The organism is Koromonas humicola, from assembly GCF_059726255.1.
Genome location: NZ_AP040873.1, coordinates 1,795,982 through 1,810,161 on the forward strand (window position 1 = coordinate 1,795,982; position 14,180 = coordinate 1,810,161).

Genomic DNA, 14,180 nt, shown 5'->3' on the forward strand with positions numbered 1-14,180 from the left:
TACGGTGGGGGACTGATGGAGAAGAATACTACTGGAATTGAGCGTTTTCAGGCCCTGGCGGGCGACCCGCAAAGTCCTGCTCGCATTGCCCGTGTCACATACGGCGGGAGCCATGAGCAGGAAGGCCTGATCCTTACAACGCTTGACTCAGCCGTAAACTGGGTTCGCAAAAACTCGATTTGGCCGATGACCTTCGGCTTGGCTTGTTGCGCTATCGAAATGATGGCGATGGGGGCTTCGCGCTTCGATATTGCACGTTTTGGAGCCGAGGTATTCCGTCCTTCGCCGCGACAATCAGACCTGATGATCATTGCAGGCCGAGTCTCGCAGAAAATGGCGCCGGTAATTCGCCAGCTCTATATGCAAATGCCCGAACCTAAGTGGGTTATCTCCATGGGGGCATGTGCGACTTCTGGAGGCGTGTTCAACAACTATGCAATCGTGCAGGGCGTAAATCAGTGGATTCCCGTGGACGTCTATGTTCCTGGATGCCCACCACGCCCGGAGCAGCTAATCTACGCTATAACCTTGCTGCAGGAGAAGATCGCAAAGGAGCGTGGCTCCTTTAAGCGTGCACTGAACGTCGGCGAATAGTTCGGATTCTGAACCGCCGATTTGCGCCTTGTAGCATTGACTCGCATCTGAATCAGAGTTGGGCCGCAGTAAGGATGCGGCCCTTATCTATTTCAATGAGTGATCGCGCCGAACCGACGGTGGAATTCGAGAATGTGCACTACCGCCTGAATTCCGCACGCGAATTACTCACCTCTATAAACCTAAAGGTTCATTCAGGCGAGACGCTGATGTTACTTGGTCGCAGCGGCTCTGGAAAGACTACCTGTCTAAAGCTGATCAATCGCCTGCTGTTACCCTCATCAGGGCAGATACGGGTTGAAGGGACATCAACGACTCGGTGGAACGTCATCAGACTGCGACGTCACATAGGCTATGCAATCCAAGATGTCGGGCTGTTTCCTCACTACACGGTCGAGGAGAACGTGTCACTCGTGCCAAAGCTTGAGGGATGGGGTCGGGAGCGAATCGCCTCGCGGGTAGAGGAAGTCTTGCGCGTTGTGGGCTTGCCTGCGCAGGAGTTCGCGCGGCGCTACCCCAATCAGCTCTCGGGTGGACAGAAGCAAAGAGTAGGGTTGGCACGGGCGCTTGCGGCGGATCCGCCACTACTTCTGATGGATGAACCTTTCGGAGCGCTGGATCCGATCACGCGAGTGGAGATTCAGCGCGAGTTTAAGGGGCTACAAGAACGTCTCGCGAAAACGATTGTCTTCGTCACTCATGATGTTGGGGAAGCTCTGTTGCTAGGCTCGCGGATTGCTTTAATGGAAGCAGGAAGACTGCTCGGCATCTACTCCCCGCGTGAGTTTTTAGAGTCCACTGACCCCGCTGTGCGGCCGTTTGTCGAGGCATTTCGAGCCGGGCAGCAGATCCATGTGCAAAGGTAGCTCAAGTGCTTCAATTCTGGCGTGATCATAGTCGGGAAATCGCAACCTTGAGCGCAGAACACGTCAGTCTCGTTTTCATAGCGATGGTGTTGGCCACCATTGTTGGCGTTCCTCTCGGAATTCTGATCACTCGACGTCCACGACTCAAGAGCATTGTCCTTGCGGTGACAAATGTAGTTCAGACCGTTCCGAGCCTCGCTCTATTCGGTCTGCTGCTCCCAATACCGTGGCTCGGGGTGCGAGCGAATCGTCTTACCGTAACGGCTCTCGTTCTTTATGCATTGCTTCCAATTGTTCGCAATACATATGTGGGCATTACAGGCGTGGACGCACCAGTACGAGAAGCAGCAACGGCCATGGGCATGAAGTCGCTTGAACTGCTGTGGCATGTTGAATTGCCGCTCGCGACGCCTGTGATCCTGACTGGCATTCGTGTTGCAACCGTCATCACCATCGGCGTGGCGACGATCGCCGCTGCAATCGGCGCTGGAGGATTAGGAGAGTTCATATTCCGCGGGCTTGCAATGGTGGACATGCATGTGATTCTTGCAGGCGCCATTCCAGCCGCATTCATGGCACTCGCTGCGGATTTTGGAATCGGGTTGGTGCAGAGAGTGGTTCAACGCAGGATTCACTAAGAATGGATCGGCGCTCGTTTACGACTGGTTTACTCGCGCTCTCTCTGCAAGCATGCATGGCTCGTCGCTCGACGATCGCGGTAGGAACAAAGAACTTCACCGAACAGCTAATTCTGGGAGAGATTCTCGCGCAAATGCTGGAGGCCGCTTCCAGCGTTCCTGTTGAGCGCCGGTTCTATCTGGCTGGTACGTACATCTGTCAGCAGGCGATCCTGGCACGGCGTATCGATACGTACATCGAATACACAGGGACGGCCCTGGGAGCGATTCTGAAAGAACGCCCCGTCGCGAATCATGATGCGGCACTCACTCAGGTCAGGAAAGAGTACGCGAAACGGTTCGATCTGGTTGTCGGAGATCCACTAGGGTTCAACAATAGCTTTGCGGTGATCATGCGTGGGGACGATTCAAGGCGCCTTGACGTAGAGAACCTTTCGCAACTCGCGCACGTTGCGCCCCAACTGCGCCTTGGAGTCGGGTATGAGTTCATGGAACGACAGGATGGGTTCAAGGGACTTGCCAAGACTTATCGGTTGCAGTTTGCAGAGCCACCCCGTGTGATGGATTTGGGATTGCTCTACCGCGCGATTCAGGCGAAGCAAGTGGATGTTGTCGTTGGGTCCAATACGGATGGACTTATTGATGTGCTCGGCTTGAAAGTACTCGACGACGACCAACAATACTTTCCGCCTTATGACGCTGTACCAGTCGTGAACCGGAAGTCATTGCAAGAATTCCCGCAACTGGCGCAGGTGCTCTCCCGGTTGGCGGGAAAGATCACTGCAGAGCAGATGCGCAAAATGAACTATTTAGCCGATGGTGAAAAACATGACGTTCGCCAGGTTGCACTGGAATACCTTCGTGCCAATAGACTGACAACTCGCGGCTGATTGCGATTCGAAGATCAACAAGAAGGGAGGGCAAGGAGGGGAATTTGTCCAGTTTGTAACGGCACATCCCGTCGAGCGCCGCCGTGCTGGACACCCTGCTATCCTAGAATTGCTGAAATATTACAGATGGAGCTGAGGGGATGTACGCTCTCCGCCTTGGCCAGCGATTTGAGGGATTATGGCTGCATTGATTGACGCCGTTGATGTAAAGCGCAAGACATACTTCGAGTTTGAAAACGCACCGTACGTTTGTCTAGAAGCCGAAGTGAGCACACCGTCCGCTCGCGGGGCTCAGATGTTGGTTCGCCTTAAGATGCGGAACCTGATTACCCGTGCGGTTTTCGACAAAACGTTCAAGGCAAGTGACAAGTTCAAGGACCCTGATCTGGACACTGTCCAGGCGTCCTACCTTTACAGCGATGGCGATGGATCGCACTTCCTTGATCAAGAGAGCTATGAAACCATCACGCTATCCGGAGAGATGATGGGAGATGCTCTGGACTTCCTCATAGAAGGCGCAATGATCGAGTTGATGAAGTACAACGGCAACCCGATCGGGATGCAACTTCCCCCTCATGTGGAACTTGAAGTCACCTACACTGAACCCGGGTCCCGCGGCGACACCTCCAGCGGCGTGGTGACGAAGCCTGCGAAGCTCGAAACCGGTATTGAGATCCGCGTTCCGCCGTTTATCAAGACGGGGGAGAAAGTCAAAGTTTCCACCGAAACCCGAGAATTCGCCGGACGAGCGTAACAGTTCCGACATCCTACTCCGAAGCATTCTGTGCTGCCGGAGAGGAGTGTGAACACAGTCCTACCCATCTCTTTTCGACGTACGCTGATCCCCACGGCTTTTGCTTTGCTGCTTGCTGCATTCTGGCTGGAACTGCAAACTTTGCCGTGGGCGCGTTCGCTCTCGGTCGCACTTGCCCCTGCGTTTGCAGGTTTTGCTTTGCTGCTTGCGCCACTCTGGTTCTTTGCATTTGGAGCTGCGCCACGGATACGCAGAGCAATTCCGGCCGTTTGGATGCGAGTCGGCGCACCAAGCGTCTTCGCGATTCCGTACCTGCTTTATGCTCTGCCTTTGCATGAGTTTGACTCGCGCTATGTGATAGCCTTGGCTATCACGCCTGTCGGCCTCAGTGCCTTGCTCGCATTCGCTCCACGACAGCAGAAACTCCTGTGGCAAGACGTAGTAGTGTTGCTTGCGCTCGCCTTGATGCTCGAATCGAGAGTCTTCGCTGGGGCATGGGCTCATCCCGGGCTCGGTAGCCTGCCGAAGCTGTACCTCTGCGACGTCGCGCTATATGCTTTCTTAGTTGTCAGGGAACTAGAACACACCGGCTATTCGTTCATTCCGGAACCGAGTGCTCTAAAGATAGGCGTACGGGAATGGATCTTCTTTATGCCATTCGCGCTTGGCATCGGCTTTGCCTTGCACTTCATCAGTTTTCATCCGCGTGTACACTCGTTAGCGCACATCTTGGTCGCACTGCTCGTAACTTTTCTTCTGACCGCCGTACCGGAGGAAGTTTTCTTTCGCGGCGTTCTACAGAATCTCCTTGAGCCGCGCGTCGGACGCAGTGGTTCATTGATTCTAGCGAGCGTCCTGTTTGGGTTATCACACTTTAACAAGGGAGCGATCTTCAATTGGCGCTATGTCGTGCTCGCAACCATCGCTGGAGTTTTTTATGGCAGAGCGTGGCGTGAACGTCGGCAGTTGTTAGCGTCGAGCGCTACTCACACACTTGTTGATGTTGTGTGGTCTCTTTGGTTCAGATGAACCAGCGAAACACGACGTGCATCCCACAGTCATGCCACGGAAAGCACAAAGCACGGCAGAGCCTCTGATTCCGAGTAAACCCACACTGAATTCCTTACGGGACGCTGCATCCGGCTGTCGTGCCTGCGATCTATGGAAGAGCGGCACGCAAACCGTATTTGGCGAAGGCACTCGGCACGCGCATGTGATGTTTGTTGGTGAGCAACCGGGTGACAAGGAAGACTTGCAGGGCACGCCTTTCGTTGGGCCAGCCGGTGCAGTGCTGGACAGAGCATTGGAAGCGGCTGGTATCGACCGCTCTGACGTTTATGTCACGAACATGGTGAAACATTTCAAGTGGGAACCGCGTGGCAAACTGCGCATACACAAGAAGCCAAACAGCCTTGAAATCGCTGCCTGTCGTCCTTGGCTCGAGGCCGAAATGGCTGTGGTGAAGCCTCGGGTGGTCGTGCTGCTGGGCGCCACCGCCGCACAAGGTTTGCTTGGCCGTGCTTTCCGCGTTACCGAGCAACGAGGCGAATGGGTCCACTCGCCTATTGCGGCGCATACAATGGCGACGTTTCATCCTTCCGCTATCTTGCGAGCCCCTGACGAGCAGGAGCGCAGCAAGATGATGCAGATGCTCATCGCTGACTTGCAAAAGGTGTCGCAGTTGTTACACCGAGCTGAGGCTGCGTGATAAGAGGCTGGTGAACCAAACAGAACACCAGCCTATAGTTCTATGCGGCAATTGTGCCCCCGCCAAGCAATGTGATTACCTCTCCCGTGATGTAGCTCGAATCTCCTTGCGAGGCGAAGAACACATATGCAGGTGCGACTTCCTCAGGTTGAGCCGCACGCTGCATTGGAGTCTTCTGGCCATGTTCAGCGACTTTCTCCGGCGCCTTGTCGGCAACGTTCAAGGGAGTCCAGACCGGTCCAGGCGCAACGCAGTTCACCCGAATCTTCCGGTCAACAAGGAGTTGAGCAAGCGATTTTGTAAACGCATGAATTGCGCCCTTGGTGGATGCGTACGCTAGCAGTTGGCGGTTTCCCTCGAGACCCGTGATGGAACCGGTATTGATGATCGTCGCTCCCTGCTTCATATGGCGTAGTGCGGCGCGAGCCATCCGGAAATACCCATAGATATTCGTTTTGAAAGTTCTGTCCCAGACCTCGTCTGTAACTTCCTCAATCTCTTTCGCGTGTTGCTGGAAGGCCGCATTGTTTACCAGAATGTCGAGCTTTCCATATTCACTCACAACCTGCTCAACCGCACGATCGCAGAACTCCGGATCTGTGACATCTCCGGGTATAAGCAAGCAGCGGCGTCCACCAGTCTCTACTGCGTTTCTCGTCTCCTCGGCATCCGATTGTTCCTCGGGAAGATACACAATAGCTACGTCCGCTCCCTCACGGGCATAGAGCACGGCGACCGCGCGGCCGATACCTGAATCGCCACCTGTGATGAGGGCCACTCGATCTCGAAGCTTTCCCGCAGCCTTGTATGCAATGCCTTGGTATTCTGGCTTGGGTTGCATTTGGCCCTCAATCCCGGGGCGAGGTTGATGCTGCTTTGGATAAGGCGGCTGAGGCTCGTGCACTGGCTCACTGGACGTTCCGCGGCCAGGCATTTCGTGCAGGGTACTTGAGCCTTGTCGAGAGTTCTGTTGTGTACCCTCTTCAATACTGCCCGTGTTCTTCTTTGTGTTATTGCGCGCCACAGACTTTGCCATTAGGGTTCCTCATCTTTGCATGGATATTCCTCTTGAGATGAAACGGGTCGCGGGCAGGATTACCGCACCGGGGGCTCGACGAACCTCAGGCAGCGCTCGGTCTCTGCTCAAGGGCGAGCAACGCATCAACCATGCGCTTGAGTTCTAGAGCGTTGAATGGTGCATAGGCCGAATCATCGTTATCGAAATAGACGTATACAGCTTTAAGATTCTTGCTCCAATTCACAATCCGCGCGGCCCACTCGCCTAGGACATCATTCGAGTAACTTCCCTGATAGCGTCCCCCGGGGCCATGTAGGCGAATGTACACCCAGTCTGCGGTGACCTCGATTGGCGAATGATATCCGCCGAGTTCATAGACGCAATATGCTGCGTTGAATTGCCGAAGAAGACTGTAGATGTCCTCACTGTTCCAACTCGTCTCGCGAAACTCAAATGCGTAACGATGGAAGTCCGGCAGGGAAGAGAGAAACTCCTCCAGTCGTCCTGGATTGATCTGCCACTTGGGCGGAAGTTGGAACAGCACTGGCCCGAGTTTGTCTCCGAGTGCTTCAGCTCTGGGCAGAAGGTTGTTCAGAGCGTGTTCCGGATCCTTGAGCTTCTTGTTGTGAGTGATAAAGCGGCTGGCTTTCACGGCAAAGCGGAAGCTCGCCGATGTGGCTGCTTGCCATGCGCGGAAAGTCTTGAAATCCGGCAGCTTGTAGAAGCTGTTATTGATCTCAACCGTGTCGAAGTGCTGAAGATAGAAATCCAGCATTGATGCTGCCGAGCAACGCTCCGGATAGAATCGTCCTACCCAATGCTTGTAGTGCCACCCCGAAGTACCGATGCGAATCTCACATCTGCTTTTCATTTTAGGGCCGAAGTCGCTTCGATTCTGGGAGACGCCTTCACGCTATGGATGCTCAGTGGACTGCACACGAGAGAGGATGCGTGAGGGAAAAAGAAGCGGACCCAATTGGATCCGCTTCTCTGCAGGGAGGCCAGATGTCTATTCGAGCACGTAAATATTGTGGTCCTCGCAGATCTCTTTCAGAATCTTCGGCCAGACGCTTACCGTGACTTCCCCTAGGTGAGCTTTGCGAAGTAGAAGCATCATCGTGCGGCTCTGGCCAATGCCTCCTCCGATTGAGAGCGGAATCTCGTTGTTCATGATTCCCTTGTGATACGGGAAGGAAAGGAAGCTGAGCTGATTTGTAATCGTTAGTTGATGCTTCAGAGTTTCGGCATTGACTCGAATTCCCATTGACGTTAACTCGTGACGACGGTTCGTAACGGGGTTCCAGACAAGGATATCTCCATTGAGTCCGTGTGCAGGTCTGCCATCTCGCATTGTGGTGGGCGTCACCCAGTCATCGTAGTCTGCAGCGCGCATTTCATGGGGATAACCGTCCTGCAAAGGCCAGCCGATTCCGATGAGGAAAACAGCAGGGTGCTTCTGCAGGAGCAGCGTCTCACGCTGCTTGCGGGGCAGGTTCGGATACATGTCGAGCAACTCTTCCGCATGGAAGAACTCAATTTCCTCCGGCAGGTTCGGATATCCCTCTTGTACCAGCGCCGGGAAACGTTCCTGTGCGAAGCGCTGTGCGCCAACGATCACTTTCCATATAGAGCGGACTATCGCCTTGAGGAAGTCGAGATTGCGGTCCTCCGGACGGATCACCCGTTCCCAATCCCACTGATCGACATAGCAACTGTGATCGTGATCAAGGAAGTAGTCCTTTCGGACAGCGCGCATGTCGGTGCAGATGCCTTCACCAGGATGGCAGCCAAATTCTGCAAGCGCCATTCTCTTCCACTTCGTGGCAGCCTGAACGATCTGGGCGTGCACAGGATGTTCATTGTTGTCGTTCGAAACATGAAACTGGATAGGAGATCGTGAGCCATCGCGATCTAGAAAATCATTAATGCCGCTGGATGAATCGACAATGAGCGGAACGGCGCTCATGAACAGGTTAAGCTCGCGGCAGAGATTGTCCTCGATGTAGCGCTTCACTTCGAAGATGGCTTTCTGAGTGTCGCGAGGCGAGAGTAAGGGGATGTAGTCTTTGGGCAGGATGCGCTCTATGTCGGTGTAGTTTCCAATGCCGGGGCCGGCAAGGTCCGCACGCTTGTCCGCTACTAGGGTCGCCATAACCGTCTCCTTTCAGCAAATCCGCGAGACTGTGAACAACCGAGAACGGAATCGATAAAAATGCGGACAATACGAGAACACGGAGCCCGAGGGTAGGTCTGTATCAGGCATCACCAGTCACTGTGCGCTTATTTTTAGAATGCGGATTTGTTATCGAAGTGCGTTCGGAGTTACGGAAAAAGAGAAGTGCTGGTATCTATACTGCACGACAACGACCACGATCAGCACCACCAGAAATATGGCCGCCATAAGGCCGAAACGCTCCCATTTGTAAGCGTCGATCCGCGATTCGTCTTTCGTAAGGTCTACGACCTCGCTGTTGAACCCGGAATTGTTCTCGGCCTTGCCCATGCGCGCAGTTTAACAGGAACTCTGGATCTCCATAAACTCCAAAGTGGATCACTTTGGTACCCGTCCCGAGTAGTCTGTGGCCTTAGAAGGTAACCGCTGTCGCGCGCTTCGCCTGTTCAGCGAAGTGCTTCCTCCAATTTGGTCCTGAAACTATTTCCGCCAGGGCGACAGCGATGTGCAACGGTTCGACACCAACATCTCTGCTTCTCCCGAGTCCTTGCACGCAAGCAGGGCAGTTGGTCAGCACCTTGGCTTTTGTCCCTTCCGGTATCACTTCACGGAACGCTTCGCGCTTGCGGTGAAGCATTGAGTCAGTGATATCGGGCCGAGAGAGCGATAGCGTTCCGGCTTCCGAACAACAATGAGGGACAGCTTTGATATTACCAAATCCTCCAAGCGTGCCGAGGACACTGATTGCCTTCCCATCGAGCGAATCGTGGCAAGGCGAGTGATACAGATATCCAGAAGGCCCGATACCCTCGTTCACCCTCAGACCGCGCTCAGACAAATAGCCCGAAACGTCTAGCACTCGCCCGAACAGGCTTTCTATGTCTGTATTCCCGAGACCTTCTCGACACGTGCCACAGGTAACCACACATGCGTCAAAATCCAAGTAGGCGAACATATCTCGCATCTGGCTGAAGAGAATTGTGTTCCGCAACACGGTGCCGGAATGGAGATTCGACTTCGCATTCACCTGGGCTGGAAACCCACAGCAGAGAAATGGCGGCGGGAGCACAACGCGAGTGCCCGTCACCAGCAGAAGATGAATAGCCGCCATTGAGATGTCTGAATGCAGACGCTCTGAGCCGCAACCGGGGAAGTAGAAAACCGTCTTCTGGTCATCCGCATTGGGCTGAACTATCGGCTCGAATACAAGTGCTTGGTCCGCCTCACACGAGGGGAGAACATCTCGCAGAGTATGCGAAGGCACTCGAGCGACTGATGAGGTTAACAATCGCAAAGGATAGAACTGCGATGGACCTTCGGCGGGTTGGAGACGGCGGGTCAGTTTGCTACCCACTCGTTGCGCTGCACCACCGAGTTGTACGACTCCGGTCCGAAACAGCTTGTTGAACGTTGGCGAGTTGCTGTCCAGATACTTGAGTGTTAGCTGTGTAGCAATTGGCGTGTGCTTGTAGCCCCAACTCGTAAGTATTTGGCGCTCGAGCACTGAAACCTCGCCCGTGTCTATATCGACCGGGCAGGGCGCAAAACATTTGTGACAAATAGTGCAGTGGTCAGCTACTTCCTCCAGCCAGCGCAGCAGTTCGAAGTGAGTCGAGCGCTCACGCTGTGCGTCATAGAGAAGTGCTTCAATCAGCGAGCCTATCGCCAGATTCTTATTGCGCGGATGATAGAACATGCCGCGCGCTGGATGGTAGACACAGCAGTCTGCTTTGCATTTGCCGCAACGTACACAGTGTGCAATCTTGCGAGATAGCTCTTCTAACTGACCATGTTGAAGAATGCGGGCTTCTAGTTCCAATAGATTGAATGACGGCGTAAAGATGTGACCCAGAACGTCGTAGTCCTCGAGCTTGCCCGGGTTCATCAGGCCATCGGGGTCGACCACACGACGGTAGGCGGCAAGCTCCGCCACACGCTTCGGCTCGAGATATTTAAGCTTGGTGAGTCCAATCCCATGTTCGCCTGAAACAACACCGCCCAGCGATATGACCTTTTCCATAACGCGGTCGATCACTTCATCTACGCGCTCGAGCATAGGACGGTCATTGGAGAGCACCGGTACATTCACGTGTACGTTTCCATCGCCAGCATGCATGTGTGTTGCAATCACGATGCGCCGATCACGAACTTCCTGGAATGCGCAGTTCAACGCATCAAGCAACTTTGGAAAGCCCCGAGCAAGCTTGCTGAGACCATGCTGGAAATCTTGTAGTCGGCCAAGGCTACGCAGAGGCCGCGAATCAAGATGCTGCACTTCCTTGGAGAACTCGGCGCAAAGCGCGACGGCCGCGGGAGTTTTCGCCGCGATCTGGCTACCGTCATCGCTGGAATGGAATCCGGTGAAGATTTCGATAGCTCGTTGCGCGAACCGAACTTGCGTGAAGCGCTCTTCTTCGACGTTGAGGTCGTTTATGAATCGCGCAAACTCCGCAAGGGTATTCAGCGGGAGCACGACGTCCTCGTTCATCTTGAACGCATTCGTGCGGCGAGCGATGGCCCCAAGCTTCTTGCGATCAGACCAGAACCGTTTTGATTCCTGCGCATCTGCGGCCAGAAACATGAGCGTGTTGGGATGACGCTCCAGTAGCATGCGTATACGCTCGACACCTTGAGATGCCTGCTCCGGGGTATGTCCAGCGATATCGATCAGGAGTGCGGCCTTCGGAGTTTCCGCACGGGGCGCCTTTACCTTGTAGTTGATCGCGCGGATGTATTCGTCATCGAAATGCTCGAGCGCAAGCAAGGCCTCGCTTTCCTTAGTCGGAAGAGGAAACGCGCGTGAAAGCTCAAGAATGACGCGGCTGGCTTCATCAAAATCCGGCCCGAAGAACTCGAGGCAGAGTGTCTTCTTCACCGGATACTGCGGGTAGAGAATGAAAACGGCTGAAGTGATGATGCCGTCCGTTCCTTCCTTTTGTAGACCCGGGAGGCCACCTAGCGCTTTGTTAGTGATGTCCTTCCAAAGACCGTTCTTGCGAATTTCACTACCTAGAAGGGATATGCGCTTCATAGGTGTGCCGTCTGCCTTCAGAACGTCAAAGATCACCATGTCTTCAGGGAGGATTTTGCGCAACTGATGATTCGCGCGCCGGATGGTCCAACTATCTCCTGAAGGCATGGCCATGCGCCACTCGATCAGGTTGTCGATACAGGTGCCCCACCGAACTGCGAGGTTTCCTCCTGCATTTTCGGCAATATTGCCGCCGATCGTGCACGCCCATGAACTGGTAGGGTCTGTGGCGAAAACGAGGCCTTTTTCAGCAGCGTGTTCCATTGCCTTTTCGGTGATGACTCCAGCTTCAAGCTCCATTACTGAAGCCGCGGCAACGGTGCCATCTTCAAGCTGGAACTCACGCTGCGTGACGGAACGAATATGGTTGAGCTTCTCAGTGTTAACTATCACGCATCCAGGACGTAGAGGCACAGCTCCGCCTGTTAGTCCGGTTCCGGCACCGCGGGGAATCACTTTGAGCTCTAGACGAGCCAAGGCCTGCAGAAGCGGTGCGATCGTTGCCTCGTCCTCGGGCGTGATGACAGCCACTGGCAGGTGCAGTCGCCAATCTGTAGCATCGGTCGCGTGCGAGACTATCGTGAACGGATCAAACAGAACGTTCTGAGCTCCGACGATAGGAGCGAGTTCGCGCCGGATACGGTGGCGAAGCGCGGGCGTCTCGTGAAGATCAGCACGGAATGAGTCCACGAGGGAATAGCACTTTGATAGAACCGCATAAACGCGGGCATCCCCGTCAGCCTTCGACGCGATGGTGTCCAGATCTTTCGCCGCATTCTTAAAGAAGCGCTTGCGGCGTGGAGGTGATGTCAGTAACTCCTCGAAAAGATAAGGATTGCGTTTGTGAATCAGGATCTCGCCCAATAATCGCATGAGGATGCGAGCCGACCGCCCAGTGACGCGGGCGCTCCGAAGATCGTCGAGAGTGCGGACAATCTCTTCTCCGAGGAGAAACGAGACCGCTTGGCGATCGTCAGCAGAGGTGTAGTTGAAAGGAATTTCTCGCGGCCGGGGGACGGTCGGTGCCACTGTGCTCGGGGTGAACGCCATGGTTCAGAGTAGCAAAAATGACCAGAACCAGTGAAGAGCAATGCCAGAGCGAGGCGCGCAGGTCGTGTTCCTAATGCAAAAACCATGATGCCTTAAAGCGCGCACATGAGACAGCCGCTCAGAAGCATCCAGCATCTCTTAAGCTCCGTCTTCTCACACTTGGAGGTTTGGATGTCAGAAAAAGTGATTGCAGTTGTTGGGGCCACAGGCTCACAGGGCGGAGGCCTAGCTCGCGCAATCCTTAAGTCGCGAGATAAAGGTTACGCCGTGCGTGCCGTCACCAGGAATGTTTACTCAGAACAAGCGAACCAGTTGGCCGAACTCGGAGCTGAAGTTGTACTTGCCGATCTCGATAAAGAAGAGAGTCTGAAGCGCGCCTTTGACGGTGTCGACGGTGCGTTCTGTGTCACAAACTTCTGGGAACACTTTTCTCCGGAGAAAGAAATCTCACAGGCGGGAAATTTGGCACGCGCAGCGAAGAGCGCGGGAGTGCATCACGTAATCTGGTCAACCCTGGAAGACACCCGCAAATGGGTACCGCTCGATGATGATCGAATGCCGACCCTGATGGGGAAGTACAAAGTCCCTCATCTGGACACAAAAGGAGAATCAGATCACTTCTTCACGGATTCTGGTGTGCCAACAACGTTTCTGCTGACCTCCTTCTATTGGGACAACTTCATCAATCTCGGCATGGGGCCGAAACTTGGGGCAACAGGCAATCTGGAAATCACATTGCCGATAGGGAACAAGAAACTACCGGGAATAGCCGCGGAAGATATCGGCAGGTGTGCGTTCGGAATTTTCCAGCGTGGAGATGAGTTCATCGGAAAGCGCGTAGGGATTGCGGGCGAACACTTGACCGGCGAAGAGATGGCAGAAAGGTTCACGCGCGTACTGGGCGTTCCAGTTCGCTACAACGACGTCTCACCAGACGTTTACCGGAGCATGGGCTTCCCCGGAGCAGATGACCTTGGAAACATGTTCCAATTCAAACGCGACTTCAACGAAGACTACTGTCGCGTTAGGAATATCGAAGCGGCACGGGTGCTGAACCCAAAACTTCAGACATTTGAAGGATGGCTCACGGCCAACAAACGTCGAATTCCTTTGGAGACAACGCAGAGCAGGGCAGTCGCTTAAAAAGCAAAAAGCCCGGGTAGGTACCCGGGCTTTTCACGAAATTGTCCCTTACAGAACGGTTACGTTCTCAGCCTGGAAACCCTTGGGTCCCTTGACAACGTTGAACTGAACCGCCTGACCTTCCTGAAGGCTGCGGAAGCCGTTGGACTGAATAGCCGAGAAGTGAACGAAAACGTCCTCTCCGTTCTGGCGGCTGATGAAACCAAATCCCTTTGCGTCGTTAAACCACTTCACTGTGCCTTGTTCCACTTTTTGTACCTTGTACCTTTTCTATTTGATTGAAACCTGCTGAGAAGATCGGATGCTACTGAGTGG

At 54.2% G+C, this 14,180-nt stretch carries 14 protein-coding genes; 8 read left to right on the plus strand and 6 right to left on the minus strand.

Annotated elements, in window-relative coordinates:
• Positions 1-15 precede the first annotated feature (15 nt).
• The 7 genes from AC6IZD_RS07730 (at position 16) to AC6IZD_RS07760 (ending at position 5,450) form a co-directional block, all read left to right on the plus strand.
• On the plus strand, positions 16-594 hold the full coding sequence (locus AC6IZD_RS07730; protein WP_497787113.1) for an NADH-quinone oxidoreductase subunit B: 579 nt from the start codon (positions 16-18) through the stop codon (positions 592-594).
• A gap of 74 nt (positions 595-668) precedes the next feature.
• A complete protein-coding gene (locus AC6IZD_RS07735) occupies positions 669-1,460 on the plus strand; it encodes an ATP-binding cassette domain-containing protein (protein ID WP_497787114.1) in 792 nt (263 codons plus the stop codon).
• A gap of 47 nt (positions 1,461-1,507) precedes the next feature.
• Positions 1,508-2,098 carry an ABC transporter permease gene (locus AC6IZD_RS07740; protein WP_497787115.1) on the plus strand — a complete coding sequence of 197 codons (591 nt, stop codon included), beginning with the start codon at positions 1,508-1,510 and terminating at the stop codon, positions 2,096-2,098.
• Between the two features lie 56 nt (positions 2,099-2,154).
• Entirely contained in the window at positions 2,155-2,988 is an 834-nt protein-coding gene (locus AC6IZD_RS07745; protein ID WP_497787116.1) for a glycine betaine ABC transporter substrate-binding protein, read from the plus strand.
• Between the two features lie 178 nt (positions 2,989-3,166).
• Positions 3,167-3,742 (plus strand): elongation factor P, encoded by a 576-nt coding sequence (efp, locus tag AC6IZD_RS07750; protein WP_497787117.1) that lies wholly within the window; start codon positions 3,167-3,169, stop codon positions 3,740-3,742.
• A 48-nt stretch (positions 3,743-3,790) separates the two neighbouring features.
• Positions 3,791-4,771, plus strand: coding sequence for a CPBP family intramembrane glutamic endopeptidase (locus AC6IZD_RS07755; protein ID WP_497787118.1), 981 nt, complete (start codon positions 3,791-3,793; stop codon positions 4,769-4,771).
• 31 nt (positions 4,772-4,802) lie between these two features.
• Positions 4,803-5,450: a UdgX family uracil-DNA binding protein gene (locus AC6IZD_RS07760; RefSeq protein WP_497787119.1), complete on the plus strand. Its 648-nt coding sequence runs from the start codon at positions 4,803-4,805 to the stop codon at positions 5,448-5,450.
• A gap of 40 nt (positions 5,451-5,490) precedes the next feature.
• On the opposite strand, the gene AC6IZD_RS07765 is transcribed toward AC6IZD_RS07760, so the two are convergent.
• The 5 genes from AC6IZD_RS07765 to AC6IZD_RS07785 form a co-directional block, all read right to left on the minus strand.
• Positions 5,491-6,486, minus strand: coding sequence for an SDR family oxidoreductase (locus AC6IZD_RS07765; protein WP_497787120.1), 996 nt, complete (start codon positions 6,484-6,486; stop codon positions 5,491-5,493).
• A gap of 85 nt (positions 6,487-6,571) precedes the next feature.
• On the minus strand, positions 6,572-7,339 hold the full coding sequence (locus AC6IZD_RS07770; protein ID WP_497787121.1) for a DUF72 domain-containing protein: 768 nt from the start codon (positions 7,337-7,339) through the stop codon (positions 6,572-6,574).
• Between the two features lie 138 nt (positions 7,340-7,477).
• Entirely contained in the window at positions 7,478-8,620 is a 1,143-nt protein-coding gene (locus AC6IZD_RS07775) for an aspartate--ammonia ligase (RefSeq protein WP_497787122.1), read from the minus strand.
• A gap of 150 nt (positions 8,621-8,770) precedes the next feature.
• Positions 8,771-8,971: a hypothetical protein gene (locus tag AC6IZD_RS07780; RefSeq protein WP_497787123.1), complete on the minus strand. Its 201-nt coding sequence runs from the start codon at positions 8,969-8,971 to the stop codon at positions 8,771-8,773.
• A gap of 82 nt (positions 8,972-9,053) precedes the next feature.
• Complete coding sequence (locus AC6IZD_RS07785; RefSeq protein WP_497787124.1) at positions 9,054-12,701, minus strand: DUF3683 domain-containing protein; 3,648 nt, start codon at positions 12,699-12,701, stop codon at positions 9,054-9,056.
• 192 nt (positions 12,702-12,893) lie between these two features.
• Here AC6IZD_RS07785 and AC6IZD_RS07790 point away from each other — a divergent pair, with 192 nt between their 5' ends.
• Positions 12,894-13,865, plus strand: a complete 972-nt coding sequence (locus tag AC6IZD_RS07790) for an NmrA/HSCARG family protein (protein ID WP_497787125.1) — start codon at positions 12,894-12,896, stop codon at positions 13,863-13,865.
• 48 nt (positions 13,866-13,913) lie between these two features.
• On the opposite strand, the gene AC6IZD_RS07795 is transcribed toward AC6IZD_RS07790, so the two are convergent.
• Positions 13,914-14,114 (minus strand): cold-shock protein, encoded by a 201-nt coding sequence (locus AC6IZD_RS07795; protein WP_497777928.1) that lies wholly within the window; start codon positions 14,112-14,114, stop codon positions 13,914-13,916.
• Positions 14,115-14,180: the final 66 nt, after the last annotated feature.

What these genes read in the sequence shown, in the direction of transcription:
- AC6IZD_RS07730 (WP_497787113.1), top strand. Translation starts at nt 16, where the DNA reads ATGGAGAAGAATACTACTGGAATTGAGCGTTTTCAGGCCCTGGCGGGC.
- AC6IZD_RS07735 (WP_497787114.1), top strand. Translation starts at nt 669, where the DNA reads ATGCGGCCCTTATCTATTTCAATGAGTGATCGCGCCGAACCGACGGTG.
- AC6IZD_RS07745 (WP_497787116.1), top strand. Translation starts at nt 2,155, where the DNA reads ATGGCTCGTCGCTCGACGATCGCGGTAGGAACAAAGAACTTCACCGAA.
- efp (WP_497787117.1), top strand. Translation starts at nt 3,167, where the DNA reads ATGGCTGCATTGATTGACGCCGTTGATGTAAAGCGCAAGACATACTTC.
- AC6IZD_RS07760 (WP_497787119.1), top strand. Translation starts at nt 4,803, where the DNA reads ATGCCACGGAAAGCACAAAGCACGGCAGAGCCTCTGATTCCGAGTAAA.
- AC6IZD_RS07765 (WP_497787120.1), bottom strand. Translation starts at nt 6,486, where the DNA reads ATGGCAAAGTCTGTGGCGCGCAATAACACAAAGAAGAACACGGGCAGT.
- AC6IZD_RS07770 (WP_497787121.1), bottom strand. Translation starts at nt 7,339, where the DNA reads ATGAAAAGCAGATGTGAGATTCGCATCGGTACTTCGGGGTGGCACTAC.
- AC6IZD_RS07775 (WP_497787122.1), bottom strand. Translation starts at nt 8,620, where the DNA reads ATGGCGACCCTAGTAGCGGACAAGCGTGCGGACCTTGCCGGCCCCGGC.
- AC6IZD_RS07780 (WP_497787123.1), bottom strand. Translation starts at nt 8,971, where the DNA reads ATGGGCAAGGCCGAGAACAATTCCGGGTTCAACAGCGAGGTCGTAGAC.
- AC6IZD_RS07790 (WP_497787125.1), top strand. Translation starts at nt 12,894, where the DNA reads ATGTCAGAAAAAGTGATTGCAGTTGTTGGGGCCACAGGCTCACAGGGC.